The organism is Streptomyces sp. NPDC016845, from assembly GCF_044332585.1.
Classification (GTDB): domain Bacteria; phylum Actinomycetota; class Actinomycetes; order Streptomycetales; family Streptomycetaceae; genus Streptomyces.
Genome location: NZ_JBIRPI010000027.1, coordinates 1 through 20,663 on the forward strand (window position 1 = coordinate 1; position 20,663 = coordinate 20,663).

The following is a 20,663-nucleotide window of genomic DNA, read 5'->3' on the forward strand; positions in this document are numbered from 1 at the left end:
GGACAAGGACCCGCCCTCCGAGCTCCAGGCCCTGCTCGACGCAGTCACCACCGGACACGGCATTGACCTATACCGCCGGATTTAACGAACTACCGGTAATGCTGACCCAATGCTGACTTTCCTGACGAGGTGTCAGCTCATTGCGGCGGATGATTAACGCAGCTCACCGGTCGCTGCGCAGTTGGATCGATCGGTGCGGCACACTCTGATTGCTGACCTCTATGGGCTGCGATCTGTGTGACAGGTGTGGAGCGACGAGACACTTCACGACTTGTTGTAGGAACTTGACAAGACAGAAGAGAACGACGTAGCCGTCGTCACGCAGCTCTGTATCTTCATGCCAATGCGGATCTGGCGGAGGTTGATCGTCCGCGAAATGCAGGTTCGCGTCCTTGCGAACCAGCGGCGGAGGCCCCTGGCGGGCCTCGGGGTCGTCCCAACGGGTGCAGGGACGGCCGCCCCGTGGCGGTCCGCACGGGATGTCGACAATCCCGCGGCGCACGCCTGTTCCTCGGCGGGGGTAGGCACGGCTTCGTAGCCGCAGTGGCCGGTGGTGATGTCGGCGCAGGCAGCGGCGTCGTCCTGGCATGACCGGATGCATCGAACGCCCTGCAGTTCCGCCTTTCAGGCACCCAAAGGAGCTGCCAAGTCAGGCGCAGCGGCTGTGTTCCGGTGTGCGAGGGTGTGCCGTTCGTGCAAATGCGACGGCGGCCATGACAAGCTCCCCATAGGTGGCCATTTACCGCCCCACTCATGGCCTCGGGATCCCCGCGTACGGCCAGATTCTCTCCCCGATCGCCTCAGGCAGTCCCGCTCGGCGACGCTCGAGCGGGTGAAGAACAGCAGGGAGATCATGGAAATCCTTGAGACATACGACCTCACGGGGAGTTACCGTGCGGCGGCTGAGTTGGCCGGGTGCGACCACCACACGGTGGCCCGGTATGTGAAGATGCGGGCCGCCGGGCAGAACCCCGGCCCAGCACCGTCACCGGGCGAGGGCGATCGACGACTATCTGCCGAAGATCGAGGAACTGGTGGTTCGCTCGCAGGGCAAGGTCCGTGCGGACGTGGTTCACAAGCGGATCACCGCGATGGGCTTCACGGGCGGGGAACGCACCACCCGCCGCACTGTTGCCGAGGCAAAGGCCCAGTTCAGGGCCGGTCGGCGGCGGATCTACCGGCCGTGGGTGACCGAGCCCGGGCTATGGCTTCAGTACGACTTCGGCGACGGCCCGGTGATCAAGGGCCGCAAGACCACGCTGTTCTGCGCCTGGCTGGCCTGGTCGCATTTCCGCGTCGTCATCCCGATCTGGGACAAGACGCTGCCGACGGTCACCGCGGCTCTGGACGCCACGTTCCGCCGGATCGGCGGGGTCCCGGCGTTCGTACTCACGGACAACGAGAAGACAGTCACTACCGATCATGTCGCCGGGATCGCCGTCCGCAATCCAGAGATCGTCGAGGCCGTCCGCCACTACGGCACGACCATACGCACGTGTTTGCCGGCCGACCCCGAGACCAAGGGCGGCTCGGAGTCAACGGTGAAGATCGCAAAGGCCGACCTGGTCCCCAAGGATGTGAACCTCCGCGAGAACTACAAGACCTTCGGTGAGCTCGAAGCGGCCTGCCGGACCTTCTGCGACGAGGTCAACTCCCGCACTCACCGCGCGATTCGGAGCAAGCCCATCGACCGGCTCGCGGAGGAACGCCAGCGTCTTCACCCGCTGCCACGGAAGCCGTTCACCGCGACTTTCGGCACCACCCGCCGTGTCACCTGGGAGTCGACGATCTCGGTCGAAACGGTCCGCTACTCGGTCCCGCACGAGCTGATCGACACCCGGGTCTGGGCCCGTTTCCACGGCGACGAGCTGATCGTCACCGCGGTCGATGAGGACGGCTCGGCTCGCGAAGTTGCCCGTCACCGCCGCGGCGAACCAGGCAGCCCGGTCCTGACCGATGACCACCACTACCCGCCGCGCGAGGACAAGGAAGCCGACCGCACTCCGCGGGCGACCTCCGCAGAGGAGGCCGCGTTCTTGCAGCTCGGACCTGGTGCTGCGTCGTGGCTGATCGAGGCCGGGGCGGCCGGAGCCCGCCGGATCAAGGCGAAGATGGCTGAGGCCGTCGCGCCCGCGAAACTCTACTCGGCAGCGGAAGTTGACCGCGCTCTTGGCACCGCCGCGGTCACCGCAAGGACCGCGAACTCGAATAGTGAAACCCTGTTCGCCATAGGCGGTTGGGACGTCGACAAGGGTTGGGGTAAGCCACCTGGTGGCCGACGGCCGAACACCAGCTGGCAGTCACGCAATCATCACTCGCCGCAGCGGACCCAACTCGACTGCAGCGAAGACGGCCCTCACAGTCGGGCAGGAGGAGGGTCGCTGCTGTTCTTGATCCACGTCGGCTGACGCTGTGGTGCCTGTCGGACGGTACCGGCCAACGCACGCCCGAGCTCCGGACTTTGAGGCTCGCAGCCCCGAGCTCCTTCGCCCGGTATCCCTCATGTCCTGGCGTTAAAAGGATTCGACGAGCCAGTTGGCCGGCCGCGACGTCAGGGTGAGTAGGCAGCTTGCGTAAGGGACGCGTTCACCCGGCTTCATGTCAAACACATAAAGCGACGAGCAGTGCCTTACCGTGGAGTCCATCTTTTGGTGGGGCTCTCGATCAGGCAACGGAAGGGCAGTTGTACTGCTTGGCGATGGGCACGGTGATGCACCCGCGACCGCCAGTCGAAAACTGCAACGCGTCGGCAGGGACCTGATAAACAGTGACGCGCGAGGAGTGCATGGTGATGATACCGAGTTGCCGTTCGAGCACTGCCCCTCCCTCTGAGCTGCCGGGTTCCTCCACTCGATAAAGGCCGACCGGGATGCGCCGACCGGGCTCGTAGCCAAAAACCACCAGCCGGTGTGAGAACCCCGGGTCGGGCAGAATGGAGGCTTCAGCATCCAGCCATATCCGGTCGGGCTCCTCCGGGAGGGCGATCGGCTGATCCCCTGTCGCTCGCGTGTCCCCCTGTGTGGCAGAGAACCGGACGCCCCCTGCGGCAGCGATCTGCGCGCGTGCCGAGTCAGGCGGTACGAACGTCCACATCCCGCTCTGCAGAGTTCCGTCTCCGATGTCGTACATGGGCAACTTGTCCTGGTCGAAAAGTGTCTCAGGTGGCTGGTCCAGCAGGAAATCAACCGGTCCAGGTCCAGGCATCGCGGTCACAGAGTAACTGCGCGAACCTGCCGTTACCGTGACGTCGATCTCCTGGTCTGTGCCGAAACCCGCAAGGCACAGGGAGACATGCGCGACGAGCTGGAGCTCCGAGGTGCTCACCATCCAAACAGCTGGGCTTTGCGCGGGCCGGTCAACGGAACAGTCGGTCGCTGTCCCATTACCGGCGCCGAACAACGTGATCTGGTCGGCCAGCAACACATCGACATCTCCCTGCCCCGTGCCCGCGGACGTCTGCCCCTGCCCCTGGCTCTCGTCCTCGTCCTCGTCCCCGTTTCCGTCCCTGTCGTCATTGTCCCGGCGGCCCTCGGATGGGTCGGCCGAGCGCGTCAGACTGTCGGGGCGGTCGTTCTCGTCAGGCGTGTCACTCTTATCGGACGTGCAGCCCGCAAGGGCGGCGAGTAGCACCAGCGTGCTGATGACCGAACGCTTGCGGCTGACCGCCATTCCCCTTACCCCTTCGATATGCACTGCTGCACCGCTTTCGCGTGAGCCGCCTCGAGCGTTTCCCGGTAGTTATTGAGCCGCGGCAGGGGTATCTGGCCGTCCGCCACGCCGGCCTCGAGCTGGCTCAGCGACTCGCGGCGTGCGCGGTCGCCGGCGGAAAGGTCGCAGGCACGATAGCTCCATGCAGCCAGCAGGCCCTTCCATAGCGCGCGCGTGACGAAGCGGCTCTCCAATGCGATGGCTTCTTCGATCGTCCTGATGGCACCTCGCAGGTCCCCACGGTGTGCGGCGTTGGTCGCTGCCACCGATGCGGCGAGGGCGCGCAACTGCTGACCCCCGGCCACCTCATGCGACTCGCGCACGCGCTCGGTTAGTTGGACAACCCTGCTGTCGTCGGGCACCAGCCCCGCGGTGATGCGGCACTGCTCTACTTGCGCCAGGTTGACCGCCGCCTTGAGCCGACCGATGTCGGTGAAGGCGGCGTCGTCCTTGAGCTTCCGCAGCATGCTCGCCGCATCCGCCAGTCCCGCGGCCGAGACGTCGCCGCTACGGCAGGTCGGCGCCGGTCCGACGGCCCGTAGATAGGAGGCGTTGGCGAGGCTGAGGAGGGCACGTCGGTGAAGCGTTGAGCCCCTCGTGATTGTCCGGTAGTCGGCCTCGGCAGCCCGCAGTCCCGAACTCCACGAGTCCGACGGCCCCTCGAGTACCTGCTGCACGAGTGTGTGGCCGTGGAAGAGCCGTACCAGGTCCGGGCCGACGAAGTCGCCGCCCGTGTTTGCCCCTTGCTCCGAGGAGACCAACTTGTGAAGTCCCTTCTCCGCCTCCGTCGTACGTCCGCGCCGCCAGAGGTCCAGGGAACTGACGAAGACGGTGAGCCGCTGTACCCGCGCCACCAGCCGGTCCACAACCGAGCGGCGTCCCGAGGCGGATTGCCAGCCCACGTCCGTCACCAGCGGCTCGCCGAGATACCAGCCGGAAAGCTCCGGCGCGTCGACGACCTGGTCGGCCCGGACATGAAGGGCGGGCCGAACCTCGGTCTGGCCGCCCGAGTTGGTGCGGACGAGTGCGCCCACGACCACGGCAGCGTTGGTCCGACGGAGGAAGTCGGCGGTCTTGGTGTCGAGCCCCCGATGCGCGGGCTCCGCCAGTTCTCCGAGCCGCAGCCGGTGCTCGGAGGCGTAGTTGTGCACCTCGACCCCGGGCAGCGCGGTGGCGAGCTCGTCGGCGAGCCCGACCGAGACGTCCTCCAGAACCTCCCGTTGTTGGGTCCGGTCCTGGCTGACCAGTCCGGCGACGGCCACGTTGGGTAACTGGCGTAAGCGGAACAAGGGCGGGGACTGAGCGCCGCCGACGGACAGCGCCCCCGCCACGATCACGGCGGCCACGACCGCACCGGCCCACACCAGCCACCAGCGCCTGGCCCATCGGACCCGCCCAGCCGTGATCCGGCGCGATGTCGGGCGCAGACCAGCCGCACGCAGCAATGCCGCACTCCTGGCAACCGGTTCGGCGCGCAGGGCGTCCGAGGCGTACCGGTCGTGGGGTGCGGTGGTGAGGACCCCCACCAGCCACGGCTCGCAGAACACCGCCGCCCCGGAAGCCCCGGTCCATGAGGTGCCGCGCACACTGTCCTTCGGGGCAGCGCTGTCCTTGACGTGGATGGCGAGGCTGCCTGCGCGGTAGCCGGTCAGGGTCTCGATGGTGCCGTTGATCTCTTTCGTGTCGCGCAGCGCGCCCTCGGTTCGCTCCGCGTCCGGGAAACCCACGGCCCGGCAGGGGATACGGTCCCCGAGGCCCGCGGGGATACGTCGATGCGGCCCCATCTCACCTTGCGGATCCGGCCAGGCGCCCACCGCGCATCGTCGATCAGCAGAAGGGCGATGTCCGTGTTGCCTGCCGCGAGGACCGTCGCCCGGTACCAGGGAGCACTGCCGTCGGGGCTGGGGCGCTGTACCTCGATGACCGGGTCGGGCAGATTCACGCAGTGCTGGGCAGTGAGCACCAGCTCCGACGACACGAGGTAGCCGGTGCCGGCCCGGCCTCCGCCCTCCGGGTCATCGGAGGATGCACACCACGTTTGCACCACGCGTGAGATGTCCATGGCTCATCGCGGACGCTGGGCCAGCGAGGAGGAGATCTCCGCATCGCGGCCCTGGTCATCGACGGGCTGCAGCACGACCTTCAGCCGGTGCACGGATCCGCTCGCGTGCGCGGCCTTGGCCTCGGCCGTCCACGGGAGCACCAGGACGCGGATCCTGCCCTCTGCGTCGGTGCGGACGTCTACAGTGAACTCAAGTTCCACCGCGCCCGTTCTGAAGTGCAGGTTCTGCCCGGCCCCTTCCTCGGCGGCCCGTTGCAGTTCTGCTCGGACTGCGGCTACCGCCTCTGCAAGACCGACCCAGGGTCTGTCGCTCATGGCTCCCCACATCCCCCGTCCGGGCAACAGTGGGTAACTGTCCCATCGGGATCATCCCGGCCGACAGGGCCGTTCGGGCCACGTTCGCAGTAGGTGCTTGGGCGCATCACATCCCCGAACGGTCTTGCCGGCTCAGAGAGGAGCAGGTGAACCGATCATGGCCCGGGTGTGCACGACAGCCAGGCGTTCAAGCCGCCGATCCCTATCTCACCGGGCAGATCGACCGCGTCCAGGCCTCGAGCGTGGAGCGCGCCCAGTGCTCCAAGGGAACCGAGGCGCTGTCCGGCGGCGCGAACTAATTATGGAGTGTGACATCGAGTCTCCTGCATCGGCGATGCGTCCCCGGCCGCTGACTCAGTCGGAGGCCTCGTCCACGCCGGGACACCTCCGCCTGGGCGGGGGTGTCCCGCTCGAGGGTGACGCCGAGTCCGTCCAGAATTGGTTCGCTCAGCGCAGGTGGAGGCGCCCCGCCCACGTGTGAGCTGTTCGAGCCGGCACGCTGGTCCGCTCCGCGCGAACGCGCCATACATCGCATGACTAAGGAAGCCAACCGCCTTGGCCACGCCACACGCGCCGCACCCGTCACCGCGACAGTCTGACCAGCACGCTTACTCAACTTCGCGTGTTAACACGACGGTTCAGCTGGCCTCAGCTGCAGGTGCCAGCCTGGTCCTGGGATGTAGCCAGCGCTTAGAGGGCACTTGCTCTATCCACTGAGATACAGGGGGGTGACCTGCGCAAACGTAGCTCCCCATCGCTGTCCCCCGGGGCGCGGGAGACGCATGGGGAAACACTTGGGTTCCCGGTGACTCGGGGGACGCGAGTGCTCCCGATGGGGCCGTACGTAGGGTCTCACATCATCTTCACGCCTCCGAAGCCTCTCGCGGAAACAATCTCGCACCCTCTCGGCGTTGGTGATCTTCGCGCCGAGGGGGGGAAGGTGTCGGGCCTGAAGCTGTTCCGCACGGACACGACGAAGAGCGGCATGACCGAGGTCATGCCGCGTCTGGCCGAGGTCGAGGCCGATGTGCAGGGTCTCGTCGAGGCGCACATGGAGACGCTGCTGGGCGTCCGGTTCCTGGCCAGCGAGTACAGCACCGGACCGGTGCATGGGGGCCGGATCGACTCGCTGGGGCTGGATGAGAACGGCTCGCCGGTCATCGTCGAGTACAAGCGGGGCACGGACGCCGGCGTCATCAACCAGGGGCTGTTCTACCTGGCCTGGCTGATGGACCACCGAGCCGAGTTCGAGCGCCTGGTCCGCGACCGGCTCGGGGTGACGGCCGCGTCCCAGGTCCTGTGGAGCGGCCCGCGCCTGATCTGCATCGCCGGCGACTTCACCCGCTACGACGTGCACGCCGTACGCGAGCACCGGAGATCGATCGACCTGGTCCGCTACCGACTCTTCGGCAGCGACCTGCTCGGCCTTGAGACCGTGGCCTCCGTGAGCGGCGGCATGCAGGTGGCCCGCCGGGCACGGCGCCAGGCGGCTGCCCGGGCAGCGGCCGGCGTCCAGGGCGCGGCCATGGCGGACTTGGCCATCGCGGTCGACGAGGTCCTGCTCGGGCTCGGGGACGGCGTGAACCGGGTAGAGCGCAAGACCTACCGGGCCTATCAGCGGCTGCGGAACTTCGCCTGCCTGTGCCCGCCGCAGCGCAGCAAGCTGCTGGTCTACCTGAAGGTCGACCCGAAGGACGTCGACCTCGTTGCGGGCTTCACCCGGGACGTGTCCGGTCTCGGCCATCACGGGGCAGGTGATCTGGAGGTCCAGCTCCGTACGCCCCGGGACGTGGAGCGGGCGCAGGAGCTGTTCCGGGCGAGCTACGCGGCGGCGTGAACGGCTACCCGCCGCACGGCACCCGGCGAGCTGCGCTTCGAGCCGTGTCTGCGGTCGTGGGCGGTTCCTTTCGACGTCCGGGCAGGGGGTGGCGGTGGACTGTCTATGGTCCGCGGGATCGCCGGTTTGGCCAACCGGCGATCCCGCGCTATGTTGCCCCGCTCGTGCGGGCCGACGATCAGCGTGAACGGCTGGCGGGACGGCCTGCGGGGACCGTCGGAGCTGCCGGCGCACTGGCGGTGAGACGGGCTCCGTGCTCGCGGTTCGGCCGGACCTCGCGTGTGCCGGTCTCCTGGGCCAGGGTTTCTGCGAGACCCGCCAGCAGGGAACTCGGGGCGTGCGGGGATGCGGTGATGGCCCAGGTGGGCCGGTCCGGACCGGTGGCGGCCCAGATGGTCCAGGTCGCCGAGTTCTGGGCGTGTTGAGCGGTCAAGGGGGCGAACTGCATGCATGCCTGCCTGCCCGTCGGGAGATGTCCAGCGGATCCCGTGGCCGGTCAAGGTGTGTTTCCACCCCGCTTCCGTGAGCGGCTGCGTGGCTTCGGTGACCACCTTCTCGTCCACCGGGCCGGCGATGGCCGTGTCCCAGCCATCGCCGTCGCCGAGGTGGAGCAGGAGAGCTTGCAGCACGGGGGCGGGGGTGTCGCTGGTAGCGGTCAGGTGCCACAGGCGGTCGGAGACGGGCGTCTCGTAGGCAGCCACGGTCCAGGCGGTCTCACGGGCCTGGGTTTCGTGGATGCGTTCGATGCGCAGGGTCTGTGATTTGTGAATGGCGTGGGTCGTGTCATCCGACCAGGTCCGCCACTTCTCGAACTCCCGGTGTGTGTCGAGGAGCGCGTCGTGGTCGCCGGCATCGGCCAGGTAGACGGGAACGGTATCCGGCTCCGGGCGCGAGGGTTTGGACTTGGCCGTGGTGACGTCGAAGACGGAACGCGCTGCGAGTGCGGCGCGTTCGGTGTCGGTCAGGGGCGCCGGGCCGGGGCGCATCTCGGCCGCGTGGACCTTCTCGAAGGCCACCAGCGCCATCGCAGGCGAGTCGAAGGTGTCGGCAACCTGACGTAGGTGGTCCTCGCCGTGCAGGTAGACGGACTTGCCGCCCCGGTGGAGGTAAGTACCGACCGCGACGGTGGTGTCGCCGTCGCGGGCGTGGGCGTGGATCAGGAGGTGGCCGTGGCGGATGTCGTCGTGGATCTTCTGCGCCTGGTCGGAGATCTCGCGGATTTCACTGCGGGTGCACCAGGGCATCGGGTGGTTCGGCCAGGTCCATTCCTCGGCCATGGCCTCCTGGAGCCGGGGGCGATCTCGACGGTGATGCCTTCGGCCGTCAGGTGCTTCGCGGCGTCGGCGGCCCAGTAGGGCTCCTCGTGATCGATGCGGGCCAGGATGAGGACGCCTGTCGCGGCGACGCTCCAGTCGGCTGCCTCCAGAGCCACGAGAGCGATGCGGGCCTGGCTGCCGGTCACGACGGCCTGCACGGCGCTCGGGTGGGTGGGTGGGGTGGGTGTCGAGGCGGACCTGGGCGTCGAGGGCAGCAGTCATGTGGGGCTCGTTTGTTCTGCCGGTGGCCGGACCTTCGGGTCCGGCCACCGGCGTGTGCGGGAGCTATCGGGGTGCTCGCACGGACCGGGCGGCGTGGGCCGCCGTGGTGGTCGGCGGGCCGGCGCGGGTAGTGGGCCCCGGTCGACGACGTGGAGGCGGGCCACCGAGGGGTGCGGTGGCGTGCTGCCAGCGGGTGCGGATGGTGGCGATGTCGGCGAGGGCGCGGCGGGCGCCGACGACGAGCTGGAACGGCGTGTTCGCCGCATCACCGGCGTATGCCTCGATGCGTCGGCCGGTGTGCTCGGCCGTGGCCAGGAGGGAGCGCTGCAGGGCGCGTTCACCCCAGTGCTCGACGGGTCCGGCCGGTTGGGCCAGCATGCGGAGGATCTCGCCCGGTTCACTGCCGTCATTGAGCAGGTCGCGCTGCTGGGCTTCCCACAAGACCGTGACGGGGTCGATGGGTTCGCGGCCGGCGGGCCAGGGTGGTGAGGCACTGCCACAGGCCGGCGTGCAGCGGCAGGGTGAGGTCGTCGGCGAGCAGCCACCGCACGGAGTCGATCTCGGCCGGGTGGGCCGTGGCGGTGGCGAGCAGCATCTGCTCCTCCTTCACGGCCTCTGCGGGATCGGGCGCGGCGGGCGGCGGCGGTGCCGCGGTGCCGCGGTGCGGGGCAGCACGCCCGCCCGCGGCGGTCCTTGTGCAGACCGTGCAGCCTCTGTAGCTCCTGCAGCCTCAAAAAGACAGGTGATGCGTTGAACGGCGACCTGTCGCAGGAGCGCAGTGGCTGCGAGGCGGTTCCGCGCAGTGTGTCCGCCGGGGCGACGTAATGGCGTGATCGCCCCCATGGGCTTGTTCACCGGACGCCTTGTGACGGCCCGGCTCCGGTGCCGCGGGATTCGAGCCGGATCCATGACAACCCGGCCGAGCCAAGTGGCGAGCCCCCTCGCGGCAAATACGAGGGGGCCCATATATCCCGGACAGGGATGCCTGCAGACGGCTCCCGCAGGAGGACGTATGTCCCACCGTCTATTGCGCACGGCGGAGCCCGGCCCGCGCAAGCGGAACAGGGAACATTGCCCCTTCGGTCACCAGTACGCATATATGCGCGAGGGCTCGACCTGCTTGCCACCGTTTCGGTGCTTGTGCGCGCCGAGGTTGTTCCCCATTCGGTGATTTTGCCTTCCGTGCCCTGCGGCGGCCAGCAAGCTGTACGGGCCCCGATGAATACGGGCGAGGCAAACGCCACGGGGCTGCAACTCCCGGACAAACAGAGCCTGTTGCAAGGACCCTCATGAGGAGCAGACGAGTTTTCCCATGATCAATCGAACGGCAGTGAGCGTGACGGTGGTCCTCGGCCTCGTGGCGCTGTGCGTGGCATTGACCGCCATGGGGCAGGCGACGAGCGTCGTGGTGACACTTGTTTCCACGATCGCGCTCAGCGCACAACAGATCATCAGTGCCCATCAGCGCGGCAGTCAGCCCTCCGCCAGCGAAAGAGGCGTCGGGGGACAGGAGCATGATCAGTGAATCGTGTGCTTCCCCCACCTGCCGGTGGAAGGCCCGGTCGCAAGCTGGGCCCCATCAGGGACGAGGCCGGCCCCACTCACCGTGCCTGGCTGGAACCCCTGCGCGATGCCTTCCTGGCCAGCGGAATGACCCTGCAAGAACTCGAGCGCAACACCGGCTGGTCGCGCTCCAAGATCAGTGAACTGCTGCGGGCGGCCGGCCGCTATCCACGCTGGGAGTTCATCCGCGCCCTCCTTGGCGCTTTGGGCTGGCCATCCGCCTCGATCATGACGTTGCGCACCATGTGGGCGATGGCCGCCAGGGAAGCCAACAAACGCACGCACTGGATCAACGACTGCGTCGTCGGTGACCTGGAGCGGACGCCGGTGAACTTCACTGCCTTCCAGGCCGAGCACCGGGCGATCTACTTCGCCTACGCCGCAACCTTCCGACGGCGGCCAGCGGAGGCGGCCCGGGCGGTGACGGATGTCTTCAACCTGTTGCTGATCGTGTGGGACGAAGCTGTCGCCAGTGCGAACGTGAATCGTTTCGTCTGGAAGATGCTGCGCGGCACGGTGCTGGAGCGCACGGTGCACATCGACGGGCACCCGGCACTGGCCGAGGTCGCGTTCGCCACTCAGGCGTTACGGGACGTCGCCGGCGGCCGAGCGCGCGTACTGCAGATCAACGAGAGCCTCAAGCTCTACAACGCCATCAGTCGGCTTCCCGCCCAGCAGCTCGACGTCATGGTTCTGCTCCACATCCACGGCCTCGAAGAAACGGCCGTGGCCGATGTGATGGGACTGCACCTGCCCACTGTCCGCTCGATCGCGCGTCACGCGAGCCGCGCACTCGACGCCCAGCTTTTCCCTGGCCGTTCCACTCCGGAAGGAGAACCCGGTGACAACAGTTCTTGACCAGATGCTCCTCCGCGCGCGCCTGCGCACGGACGACTTCGCCTACCAGTACCCCCAAGCCGCGATCGGGGAAGCGGACTGCACTTCACGCGACTCGACACAGGCCTTCAGCACGGACGTCGGCAACCAGCTCCAGCGGCCGAACGCGAGCACGGACGCGCGCCGCGACCTGAGGACCCTGTGCGAGACCCTCATCGAGCACGCCGGAATCGAGCACCTCACGGACTTCCTTGACCACACCCTCGTACTCGAGCCCGAAAGCGCCCGCACTCTGGGCTGCTATCTGCAGATCGGGGGCTTCCACGACGGTGCCCGCTTCTGGTGGCAGTTCGCCGCCGGGGCTGGCGACCACACCGCTTCCTTTTGCCTCTACCTCCAGCACCTGTCCATGGGAGAGGCAGCAACCGCCGCCTGGTGGCAACACCAGACACCGCATGCTACGCCGACCGACACCGACCTCCAGGTCAACCGTCTCACCGGCATGGTTCCCACCTCCCCCGCCGACACCAGCCTGCCGACCACGCTGCGTATTCTGCGCAAACTGAAATTGGAGCGCCCCTACGTCAAGCGTCCGGCGACCAATGATCACGAGGCCGTCGCCTACGTCACGCGCGCCGCCTCCTTCGTCGACGACGACGTCGAACTACCGCTACTCGACGCGGAGTTCACCCAGCACATCCGGTCACTCAGTGCACAGGCCGGCCCCACCCACAGTCCTGCCTCGGCTGCCGCGCCCTCTCGCGCACGCAGCCGACCCCTTCCCTCCCGGCCTACCCCGGCCGGCCGATCTGTGGTCCGCCTGGTCACGTCTCGTAGAGCCGCGGCAGATCGCGCCTGATGGCAGGTCCGACGGCCGTCCCTGTATGACGTCGCGGTGTCTCGTACGCGTTGTACCGTACGGCGACGTATTGTTTCTCTGAAGAGCTTGAAAACGGGGGGCGGGGGCGAAAGTGTCGAGTATGGGGCTGGCCGCGGCTATCGAGGAATTGCGTCAGGAGCTCTACGAGGTGCAGCGGCTCGGTGTGCATCAACAGTTCGGCTTCGGTGTCGAAGAGGCGCAGCTGGAGCTGCAACTCGAACTGCGCAAGACCGCAAAGGCGGACGGCAAGCTCGCCTTCGGGGTCGTCGCGGTGGGGGCGGGGGGTGAGCAGTCCAGCGTCCGTACGCACAAGCTGGTTCTGAAACTGTCGGTCAACGACCGCGCCCGCGGTGGCGCGCGCCCGGAGATCGGCGATGACGAGTTCGGGTCTACGGACGAGGAGTGACGTGGATCGCCGCAGACTGGCGCTGATCCGCAGCGGGGGTACCCCTGAGGGGCGCGTCACCGTCGGCTCCGGCTATCTGATCGCGTCGCGGCTTGTGTTGACCGCCCGTCATGTGCTGGAGGACCGCGAGGCCGGGACGGTGTGGCCGGTCATCACCGTGAGTGTGGGGCATCACCGTGACGGTGAGTCGACGCGCTTGCGAGCGGAGGTGGCGTGGTCCCATCCGGACGGACTGGACGTCGCGCTGCTGCGGATCGACGGTGAGATCGATCCGCCCGGCTCCGTCCGCTGGGGTTGCCCGGCGGGCAGCGCGCCGCTGCACTACGAGGGTCTTGGCTACCCCTTGGCCGCCAAGGGGGAGACCCGGGATCCGGAGCACCTGCGCGGTGTCCTGCCGGTCCTCTCCGGAGGCAAGGACCGCTACGTCCTGGATCAGGGCCCGGCCCCCACCGCCCGTACCGACGGCCGGAACGCCTGGGGCGGGGCCTCGGGGGCGGCGATATTCTGCGGCGGTCACCTCGTCGGTGTCGTGACCCAGGAGCCGCACGCCTACGGCGCCCGCCGGCTGATCGCCGTGCCGGTGGCCTCTTTCGCGGGGGACGAAGGCTTCGTAACTCTTGTCGAGGAGCACACCGGTCGGGCTCCCGCGCTCAGCGAGGTCGGCGCGTGCCTGCCCAAGGCCGGGCCCGTCGCCGAACGCTCGGCTGTCGAGCGCGAGTTGGAGACGTTACTGGCGCCGCTGTTCCCGCAGCCCGGCGCCCGTGTCGACCACGCCCGGGCCCTGGCGCGCGACCTGGGTTACGACGCACAAGGGTATGAGCCCACCGCCGCCGACCTGGTGGCGCTGATCACGGCGCATCCCCGGGCCCTCGCGTCGCTCGGTGAATCCGTCGCGGGCAGTGCGCAGGAGGCGACCAGGGCCGCTCTGACACGACTGTTCTCATGGGGCAGGGTGTTCGACTGCGGATCGCTGCTCTCCGTGAACGAGTACGTCTCCCTGACCGGTCTGCTGGGCCGTGTCTGCGAGAAACAGCCGGCGCTGCTGCCCCGGACGGCCAGGGAGGCGCTCCGGTACGCCGCGCTCCCGGAGATCCTCACCCGCCACCAGCTCGGCGAGGACGACATAGGCGCCGTGGTCGAGGGCCTTGAGGACCTGTCCGACTCGGTGAGCGGCTCCGAAGGTGCCTTCCCGGTGCCGGCGCTCCTGCGGTTCGCCGAGTACGTGGCGGCTGCCGTGGGCGACGGGCTGGGCGATGACCTGCGCGCGTGGTCGGAAAAGACCGCCCAGCGGCTCGGTGTCGACGTCGGGGCCCTGCGGGAGCGGCGTGCGGACGCCGCCCAGTGGGCGAAGCGCGCGCCGTCGCCGGTGTCGCGGATCGTGATGGAGCTGGCGCACGACCCTGCCGCCGAGGACGACAGGTACCGGGTCCGGATCCTCCTCGTCCGCGACGACGGTTCGCACCGCGTGCTCAAGGAGGCGGAGGCGAGTCCCAGGGCCCCGTCGGAGGTGGCCGGCTGCCTGAGCGAGGCGGTGCTCGCCGCCTCACAGGAGCCGGGACAGGGCGACCATGTGCCGTGGGTGACCGTTGTGGTCGACCGGGAGGGGCTCGACCTGGCCGTCGACGAATGGGAGCCCGCAGCGCGCGACGACCTCCTTCTGACATGGCCGATCGGAGCGCACTACCGGGTCTCCCTGAGCTGTCCGGGACTCACCGGGCAGAGGCCGGCACGCGAAGGCGACCAGGCACGCCGGTGGAAGAAAGGCCGCGCGTCGGTGCTCGTCACCGGCAGGTCAGCCGGCGACGCCAGACAGCTCCAGCATCTGCTGATGACCGATCATCGGGACACCGCGCGGGTGGTCCTCCACGGCCCCGTCCATGAGCGCAAGAGCTGGGCACTGATATGTCTCGCCCTGGGAGTCCCGGTCTTGCTGTGGGACCGGGACGCCCGCGGCTACGAGGATGCGGAAGGACTGGAAGTCCTGGCTCCCGCAGGCGATCTGGACGGACTGGCCGAGCGGGTCCGGCATTTCCGGAGCGGCTCGGCGGCCTGCCCGGCGGAGCGGCGGGCACGGCCCTCGCTCGTATGGGAACCGGAAGGCAGTCTCCCGAGGCCCGAGCGGCTTCGACTGAGTGACCCGCGGAGAGGATCGTACGCGTCATGACCACACCGGACCCCCTGGCCGGTACAAGCCCCCGGCTCTCGCCGTCCCACGGCGAGCCTCCTCACAGTGAAGGCGACGCGTGGTGGCTGTTCCGCGGTGACGGCGAGCGCCGTGAGGTGCCGTTCCCCGCCGCGCCTCCGTGGCGCCGATTCGACCGGAAGGAGACCGTGACCGGCAACGGGGTCCCGTTCCCGCGGCCCTATCTCATCGGCCCCGACGAGGTACAGGTGGTGAACGCGGCACTCCACCTGCGCCGGCCCCTCCTGGTGACCGGCCAGCCTGGCACCGGGAAGTCCTCGCTGGCCCACGCCCTGGCTCACGAGATGACGCTCGGCCGTGTCCTGCAGTGGCCGGTGAACAGCCGCTCCGCTCTTCAGGACGCCCTCTACCACTACGACGCCGTCGGCCGGCTCCGCGAAGCGAGCCTGCGGCGCGACGCCGACGGCACGGAACCGGACATCGGCCAGTACATCCGCCTCGGCCCCCTGGGCAACGCGCTCGTGCCCCGGCAGCGCCCCCGTGTGCTGCTCATCGACGAGCTGGACAAGGGTGACGTCGACCTGCCCAACGACCTGCTGACCGTTTTCGAAGAGGGCGAATTCACCATCCCCGAACTCGCCCGGCTGCCCGCGAGTCAGGCACCCGTACAGGTGCGGACCGACGACCTGGACGAGACGGCCCCGGTCACACGCGGCCGCGTCCGCTGCGCCGAGTTCCCGGTCGTCGTCATCACCAGCAATGGCGAACGGGAGTTCCCGCCCGCCTTCCTGCGGCGCTGCGTCCGCCTCGACCTGCCCGAGCCCGATGAGCAGCGGCTCCGGGAGATCGTCGCCGCGCACCTCGGCCCCGACGCCCTCGACGACGTGGACGACCTGCTGAGGGAGTTCCTCGAACGCCGCGCCGAGGGGGAACTGGCCACCGATCAGCTGCTCAACGCCGTCTTCCTCCGCAAGGGAGGCGTGAACCTCGACGCGGCTTCCCTCCTTCAGGGCGTCCTGCACCGTCTCGGCGGAGGCATGTGACGCCGTGATCTCGCGCGTGACGAAGGTCCTGGCGGAGAGTGGGGCAGAGCTCTCCCACGAGGAGCTCCTCGACGCCATCTGGCTCGCTGGGAAGCTGCCCCGGGACTCCGGACCCTTGGCGCGCTCCGTCGGCGTGATCGCCTCGTCCTCGGAGCGGCACAGCGAGCCGCACCACGACGAACCGACGGTGCCGGCGGACGATACGGAGCCGGAGCCCGCGTCAGAGCCGACCGTCGCGGAGTCCGTGGGGAAGCCATCCGCACGTCCGCTCCTGGCATCGGCGCGGCCAGGCTCTGACGACGACGCGCAGAGGCCCACGAGCCCGTCGTCGGCGGTTGCCCTCCGCATCCCGGACAGCAGTGCCCTCGGCGCGGGGCAGCTCGGGCTCGGCAGATCCCTCCGGCCGCTGCGGCAGCGCTTCCCGGACCGACGCGAGCAGGAACTCGACGTCCCGCGAACCGTCGCCGCCATTGCCGAGACAGGTGTGCCCGAGACCGTCACGCGTGCGGTGCGCAGCCGCTGGCTGTCCCTGGCCCTCGTCGTCGACGACGGCGTCTCCATGGTCCTCTGGCAGCGGCTCGCCGCCGATGTCCGGGCCCTGATGGAACGGGCCGGGGCCTTTCGCGACGTGCGTGTGTACGGACTCGACGCGCGCAGCGGGACCCCGTCCTTGCGCACCAGCCCGTACCGCCACCGCGGCCGGCTCCTGACGCCGGAGGCCCTCTGCGACCCGAGCGGCAACACCCTTGTCCTGGTCGTCAGCGACGGTGTGGGCGAAGCGTGGCGGGACGGCGGCATGCGCCAGGTGATGGACAGCTGGGGACGCTGCGGTCCCACCGCGATCGTCCAGGCACTGCCGTCCCGGCTCTGGGCGAGCACCGGCATCGGCGCACGACGCTGGCAGGTCACCACCCATCGTCGCGGCGGCCCCACCCACGCATGGCACGTCACCGACCCGGACCTGCCGCCGGACCTCGTCCGCTTCGACTCCGTGCCCGTCCCCGTCCTCACGCCGACCCCCGCGGCCGTCGCCGACTGGGCCAAGCTCGTCGCCTCACCCGGCGGCACCGCGTTGCTCCCGCTGTGGGAGGGGGGCCGGGCCGGCTCCGGCCGGGCCCTGGACGACACCCTGGACGGCGACGCCGCCGGAGCGGTGCTGCGCTACAAAGAGGCCGCGTCCCCCGAGGCGTACCGACTCGCAGCCCATATAGCGGCCGTCACTCCTGTGACGCCGCCCGTGATGCGCTTGGTGCAGGCGGCCCTCGGACCGCCAACGGACCTCGGCCACCTCATGGAGGTGTTCCTGGGGGGCTTGATGCACGAGTTCGACGCCGACGGAGCGGAACGGCTGCCGCATCACCGGCGATACGACTTCACGGACGACGCCCGGCGCCTTCTCCTCAGCGCCGTCTCCCCGAGGGAACTGCTGCACACCGCCGAGGCCGTGACGCGACGCATCGAGACCGCGGTCGGCCGCGCACCGGTCTTCCCTGCATGGGTCGGCCACCCGGACGGCGCTGCCGTCGTCGACGACTCCGGGCGCTCCTTCGGCTGGCTTCGAGAACAAGTGCTCACCCGACTGGGCATTCCGCCCGCCGCCGGTGCCGGGCCGGTGGCACCAGTGCCGCGTGTGCCGCTCGTCGCCGTCCCGCCGGCCGGTTGGGTGAAGCTGCGGCGGGAGGACCCGGTACGGCTCGGCCGGTTCCGGCTCCGTGCGCGCAGCGCCAAGGGCTGGGCCCACCTGACGATGTATCTGGCCGAGGACGAGGACGGCACTGTCGCCACGGTCCGCGCACCGGTCAGGCTGTATGCCCGCGAACCGGGAACTGCGCGGGACCTCGTCCGGACGGAGGTCGAGTGTCTGTCGCGCATGCGGGGCACGCACACCCCTGCCCTCCTCGGCGCCGCGGCGCACACCGCGGGAGAGCTGCCATGGATCGCGGCGAGCTGCGTGCACCGCCGCGCGGACGACCCGTCCTCGCCGCCTGCGCCGAACCTGCGCGTGGTGCTCGAGGAACACGGGGGAACTGTCCCGGAAGAACTCTTCCTGCGCATCGGTCTCGGCCTGACGGAGGCTGTTGCCCTCGCCCACTCCCGGGGGCTCGTGCACGGCTCAATCTCCCCACGGGCCGTTCTCGTGAACGACCGCGATGTTCGGCTGGTCGGCTGGGCCACTGCGACGGTCGACGGTGTCGACAGTGCTCACCGCGGCGTTCTGCCCCTGAGCGATACCTATCTGCAGGCGGACGACGACGGGCGGTCGCTCACGCCGCAGAGCGACATGTACGCCGTCGGGGCGCTGCTGCTGGCTCTTCTCTCGGGACGGTGGAGCGATCCGAGGACCGACAAATCGCAGCGCGGCCCCCTGACCGAGCACCGGGCCGGCCCGGTGCTACTGCGGGCTCTTCTCCGGCGTTGTCTGGAGCAGGACCTCGCCCGCAGACCCTCTGCCACCGACCTGGCAGAGGCGTTTGCCTTTGCCGTGTCCGGAGGCGCGGCAGTGACTTCCGAGAAGACCATACGGAGGCTGAGCCGTGGGCAGGGCATTCCTGCCGAAAGGGGAACGCTGGTCGAGGGACGCTACCGGCTGGTGCGGAGACAGCGCGCCGGAGCCGTGTCGACCATGTGGCGGGCGACGGACGAGCCGCACGGCCGTGATGTCGTCCTCAAGCTCTTCACCGCGCCAGGGGGCGGCGAAGTGTCCGAGAAGGAGAAATTCTTCGTCGGTGCGAGACGGCTGGCCGCACTGGACACCGAGATGGTGCGTGTCACGGGCTACGGACTGCACGGTGGCCGTCAGTACCTCGTGACGGATGCTGTCGACGGCGAGGACCTGGGACACCTGCTGGATACCGCCTCCGGCGCCCTCCCCTTTGAGACGATCAGAGAAGTCGGTGTGCAGATCGCGGGAGTGCTCGCGGAATACCACCGCAACGGGCTGCTGCACCTGGACCTCAGCCCTTCGGCCCTGGTGTTGCGCCCTGACGGCCGGGTGTTGCTGACAGACCCCGGTTCGGGCTTCCCCGGCCTGCCGCACTCCGCCGACGTCACCGTCGACCACCGAAGCGACCTGTACGCACTTGGTGCTCTGCTCTATGCAATGGCTACTGGCGCCGCCCCGCCCGCAACGACCGCGCGCAGCCCACGGGAAGCGGGAAACCACCGACCTCCGCAGCCTCCACCGGAACTGCCCCCCGGCTTTCCTCCCGAATTCGCAGGACTGGTCATGGAACTCTTGGCGGTCGAGCCCGAGGACCGGCCGGCCACTGCGGACGAGGTGGTGGAAAGGCTCACGAGCGTAGGTACGGACGATGCCGAGCTCATCGCGGTCCATGACGCAGTACGGGAGATGAACCCGGACGGTACGCGTATGGGGCGTGTCCTACGAGATGCCATCGACCATGTTCTGCATGGCGAGGTGACCGGTCGATACGACTTGCGGCAGCTGACCAAGGCGGAGATCCCGTACCTCGGGGGCTTGGTGCCCGTCGCGATCCAGCGCGAGTTCGTTCTCGAGGACGGTCATACGATGGATTTCCGCGTCGCAGGCGTCGAGGTCGACTGCCGTTTCAGCCTCAAAGACGGCGGCTGGATGTTCTCTCCCGAGATGCTGGGACGCATCTGCCTGCTGGTCTGGGTCGACGACTACAAGAGCCGGTGGAGTGCCGGCCTGTTGCGCGTCAGACAGGAGTGGTTGAAGACTCGGCGCAATTCCGACAGAAAGGGATCGCTCGCAACCGAGCATCGCGACAAGATTTTCTGGCTGTGGCGCGGTATGAAGCTCCCGGAGAACATCCTGCTGCACATGTCCGAAAGCGACCGCGAGGCGGTCCTCGGGAGCGAGTCGGGTCAGGTAAGGGTCAACGAGTTGTTTCGGCGTGTCCAAGGACGCCTGATCGGCGTCAATACGGTCCGTACCGTGGTTCGGCAGAAGGACTACATGCGGCGGGTCCGGGGGAACGGTGGATCCCGGTCGGTACTTCGCGACGAAGGAATCCTCATCTTGGGCGACTTCGCTGTACACCAGCGCATCGCCCATCAGCTCGGCCTTCCGGTCCCAAGGGACGGAGAGTTCGTCAGCGCTCGAGTCGTCCCAGCCGCGCCTGCGTCGGGTAAGCCTGTTGCAAAGGTGGACGGCCGACTGTGGTCCCTGGCTTCTCCGGAAGACCGTGAACACCCCGCTCCGGCGTTGCCTTCGCACTAGTCGGCGCGCAGAGCGCCGCACGCACACTCCGGCTGTCGGCGTTGCAGGCCCAGCATAGAATCCCGTCGATGTTTCGTCCGCTTTCGCGGGACGAGGTGCTCGTTCACTGGTCAGATGCTGCTCGTTC

At 68.7% G+C, this 20,663-nt stretch carries 13 protein-coding genes and 3 pseudogenes; 9 read left to right on the forward strand and 7 right to left on the reverse strand.

The window, feature by feature from the left end:
- Positions 1 to 832: 832 nt before the first annotated feature.
- A pseudogene (istA, locus tag ACH4RC_RS36760) lies at positions 833 to 2,204 on the forward strand (IS21 family transposase); the annotation flags it as partial.
- A gap of 460 nt (positions 2,205 to 2,664) precedes the next feature.
- Here istA and ACH4RC_RS36765 read toward each other — a convergent pair.
- Genes ACH4RC_RS36765 through ACH4RC_RS36780 form a run of 4 tightly spaced genes read right to left on the reverse strand, consistent with a single transcriptional unit; the run spans position 2,665 to position 6,085 of the window.
- A complete protein-coding gene (locus ACH4RC_RS36765) occupies positions 2,665 to 3,669 on the reverse strand; it encodes a hypothetical protein (protein ID WP_398208582.1) in 1,005 nt (334 codons plus the stop codon).
- A 5-nt stretch (positions 3,670 to 3,674) separates the two neighbouring features.
- A complete protein-coding gene (locus ACH4RC_RS36770) occupies positions 3,675 to 5,435 on the reverse strand; it encodes a hypothetical protein (RefSeq protein WP_398208583.1) in 1,761 nt (586 codons plus the stop codon).
- Positions 5,357 to 5,770, reverse strand: a complete 414-nt coding sequence (locus ACH4RC_RS36775; protein ID WP_398208585.1) for a trypsin-like peptidase domain-containing protein — start codon at positions 5,768 to 5,770, stop codon at positions 5,357 to 5,359. Before ACH4RC_RS36775 ends, ACH4RC_RS36770 begins: the two co-directional genes overlap by 79 nt.
- 3 nt (positions 5,771 to 5,773) lie before the next feature.
- Entirely contained in the window at positions 5,774 to 6,085 is a 312-nt protein-coding gene (locus ACH4RC_RS36780; RefSeq protein ID WP_398208587.1) for a trypco2 family protein, read from the reverse strand.
- A 940-nt stretch (positions 6,086 to 7,025) separates the two neighbouring features.
- Between ACH4RC_RS36780 and ACH4RC_RS36785 the strand changes: the two genes are divergently transcribed.
- Positions 7,026 to 7,922, forward strand: a complete 897-nt coding sequence (locus ACH4RC_RS36785) for a transporter (protein WP_398208588.1) — start codon at positions 7,026 to 7,028, stop codon at positions 7,920 to 7,922.
- Between the two features lie 178 nt (positions 7,923 to 8,100).
- Here ACH4RC_RS36785 and ACH4RC_RS36790 read toward each other — a convergent pair whose 3' ends face one another.
- The 3 genes and pseudogenes from ACH4RC_RS36790 to ACH4RC_RS36800 form a co-directional block, all read right to left on the reverse strand.
- Positions 8,101 to 8,370 carry a DUF317 domain-containing protein gene (locus tag ACH4RC_RS36790; protein ID WP_398208705.1) on the reverse strand — a complete coding sequence of 90 codons (270 nt, stop codon included), beginning with the start codon at positions 8,368 to 8,370 and terminating at the stop codon, positions 8,101 to 8,103.
- Between the two features lie 196 nt (positions 8,371 to 8,566).
- Positions 8,567 to 9,460 (reverse strand): annotated as a pseudogene (locus ACH4RC_RS36795) (hypothetical protein); the annotation flags it as partial.
- 63 nt (positions 9,461 to 9,523) lie between these two features.
- Positions 9,524 to 10,153 (reverse strand): annotated as a pseudogene (locus ACH4RC_RS36800) (DnaB-like helicase N-terminal domain-containing protein); the annotation flags it as partial.
- A 619-nt stretch (positions 10,154 to 10,772) separates the two neighbouring features.
- On the opposite strand from ACH4RC_RS36800, the gene ACH4RC_RS36805 reads away from it, so the two are divergent.
- The 7 genes from ACH4RC_RS36805 to ACH4RC_RS36835 all read left to right on the forward strand — a co-directional run bounded on the left by ACH4RC_RS36805 (position 10,773) and on the right by ACH4RC_RS36835 (position 20,536).
- Entirely contained in the window at positions 10,773 to 10,985 is a 213-nt protein-coding gene (locus tag ACH4RC_RS36805; RefSeq protein ID WP_398208590.1) for a hypothetical protein, read from the forward strand.
- A complete protein-coding gene (locus tag ACH4RC_RS36810) occupies positions 10,982 to 11,881 on the forward strand; it encodes a helix-turn-helix domain-containing protein (protein ID WP_398208592.1) in 900 nt (299 codons plus the stop codon). The genes ACH4RC_RS36805 and ACH4RC_RS36810 overlap by 4 nt, the downstream gene beginning before the upstream one ends.
- Positions 11,865 to 12,719 (forward strand): hypothetical protein, encoded by an 855-nt coding sequence (locus tag ACH4RC_RS36815; protein WP_398208593.1) that lies wholly within the window; start codon positions 11,865 to 11,867, stop codon positions 12,717 to 12,719. Before ACH4RC_RS36810 ends, ACH4RC_RS36815 begins: the two co-directional genes overlap by 17 nt.
- Positions 12,720 to 12,840: 121 nt before the next feature.
- Positions 12,841 to 13,146 (forward strand): trypco2 family protein, encoded by a 306-nt coding sequence (locus ACH4RC_RS36820; protein ID WP_398208595.1) that lies wholly within the window; start codon positions 12,841 to 12,843, stop codon positions 13,144 to 13,146.
- Position 13,147: 1 nt separating this feature from the next.
- Positions 13,148 to 15,310, forward strand: coding sequence for a trypsin-like peptidase domain-containing protein (locus ACH4RC_RS36825; protein ID WP_398208596.1), 2,163 nt, complete (start codon positions 13,148 to 13,150; stop codon positions 15,308 to 15,310).
- Positions 15,307 to 16,332, forward strand: coding sequence for an AAA family ATPase (locus tag ACH4RC_RS36830; protein WP_398208598.1), 1,026 nt, complete (start codon positions 15,307 to 15,309; stop codon positions 16,330 to 16,332). The genes ACH4RC_RS36825 and ACH4RC_RS36830 overlap by 4 nt, the downstream gene beginning before the upstream one ends.
- A gap of 4 nt (positions 16,333 to 16,336) precedes the next feature.
- Positions 16,337 to 20,536: a NaeI family type II restriction endonuclease gene (locus ACH4RC_RS36835; RefSeq protein ID WP_398208599.1), complete on the forward strand. Its 4,200-nt coding sequence runs from the start codon at positions 16,337 to 16,339 to the stop codon at positions 20,534 to 20,536.
- Positions 20,537 to 20,663: the final 127 nt, after the last annotated feature.

Coding starts and splice junctions, on each gene's coding strand:
- ACH4RC_RS36830 (WP_398208598.1), top strand. CDS start 15,307: ATGACCACACCGGACCCCCTGGCCGGTACAAGCCCCCGGCTCTCGCCG.
- ACH4RC_RS36775 (WP_398208585.1), bottom strand. CDS start 5,770: ATGGACATCTCACGCGTGGTGCAAACGTGGTGTGCATCCTCCGATGAC.
- ACH4RC_RS36780 (WP_398208587.1), bottom strand. CDS start 6,085: ATGAGCGACAGACCCTGGGTCGGTCTTGCAGAGGCGGTAGCCGCAGTC.
- ACH4RC_RS36805 (WP_398208590.1), top strand. CDS start 10,773: ATGATCAATCGAACGGCAGTGAGCGTGACGGTGGTCCTCGGCCTCGTG.
- ACH4RC_RS36765 (WP_398208582.1), bottom strand. CDS start 3,669: ATGGCGGTCAGCCGCAAGCGTTCGGTCATCAGCACGCTGGTGCTACTC.
- ACH4RC_RS36820 (WP_398208595.1), top strand. CDS start 12,841: ATGGGGCTGGCCGCGGCTATCGAGGAATTGCGTCAGGAGCTCTACGAG.
- ACH4RC_RS36790 (WP_398208705.1), bottom strand. CDS start 8,370: ATGCAGTTCGCCCCCTTGACCGCTCAACACGCCCAGAACTCGGCGACC.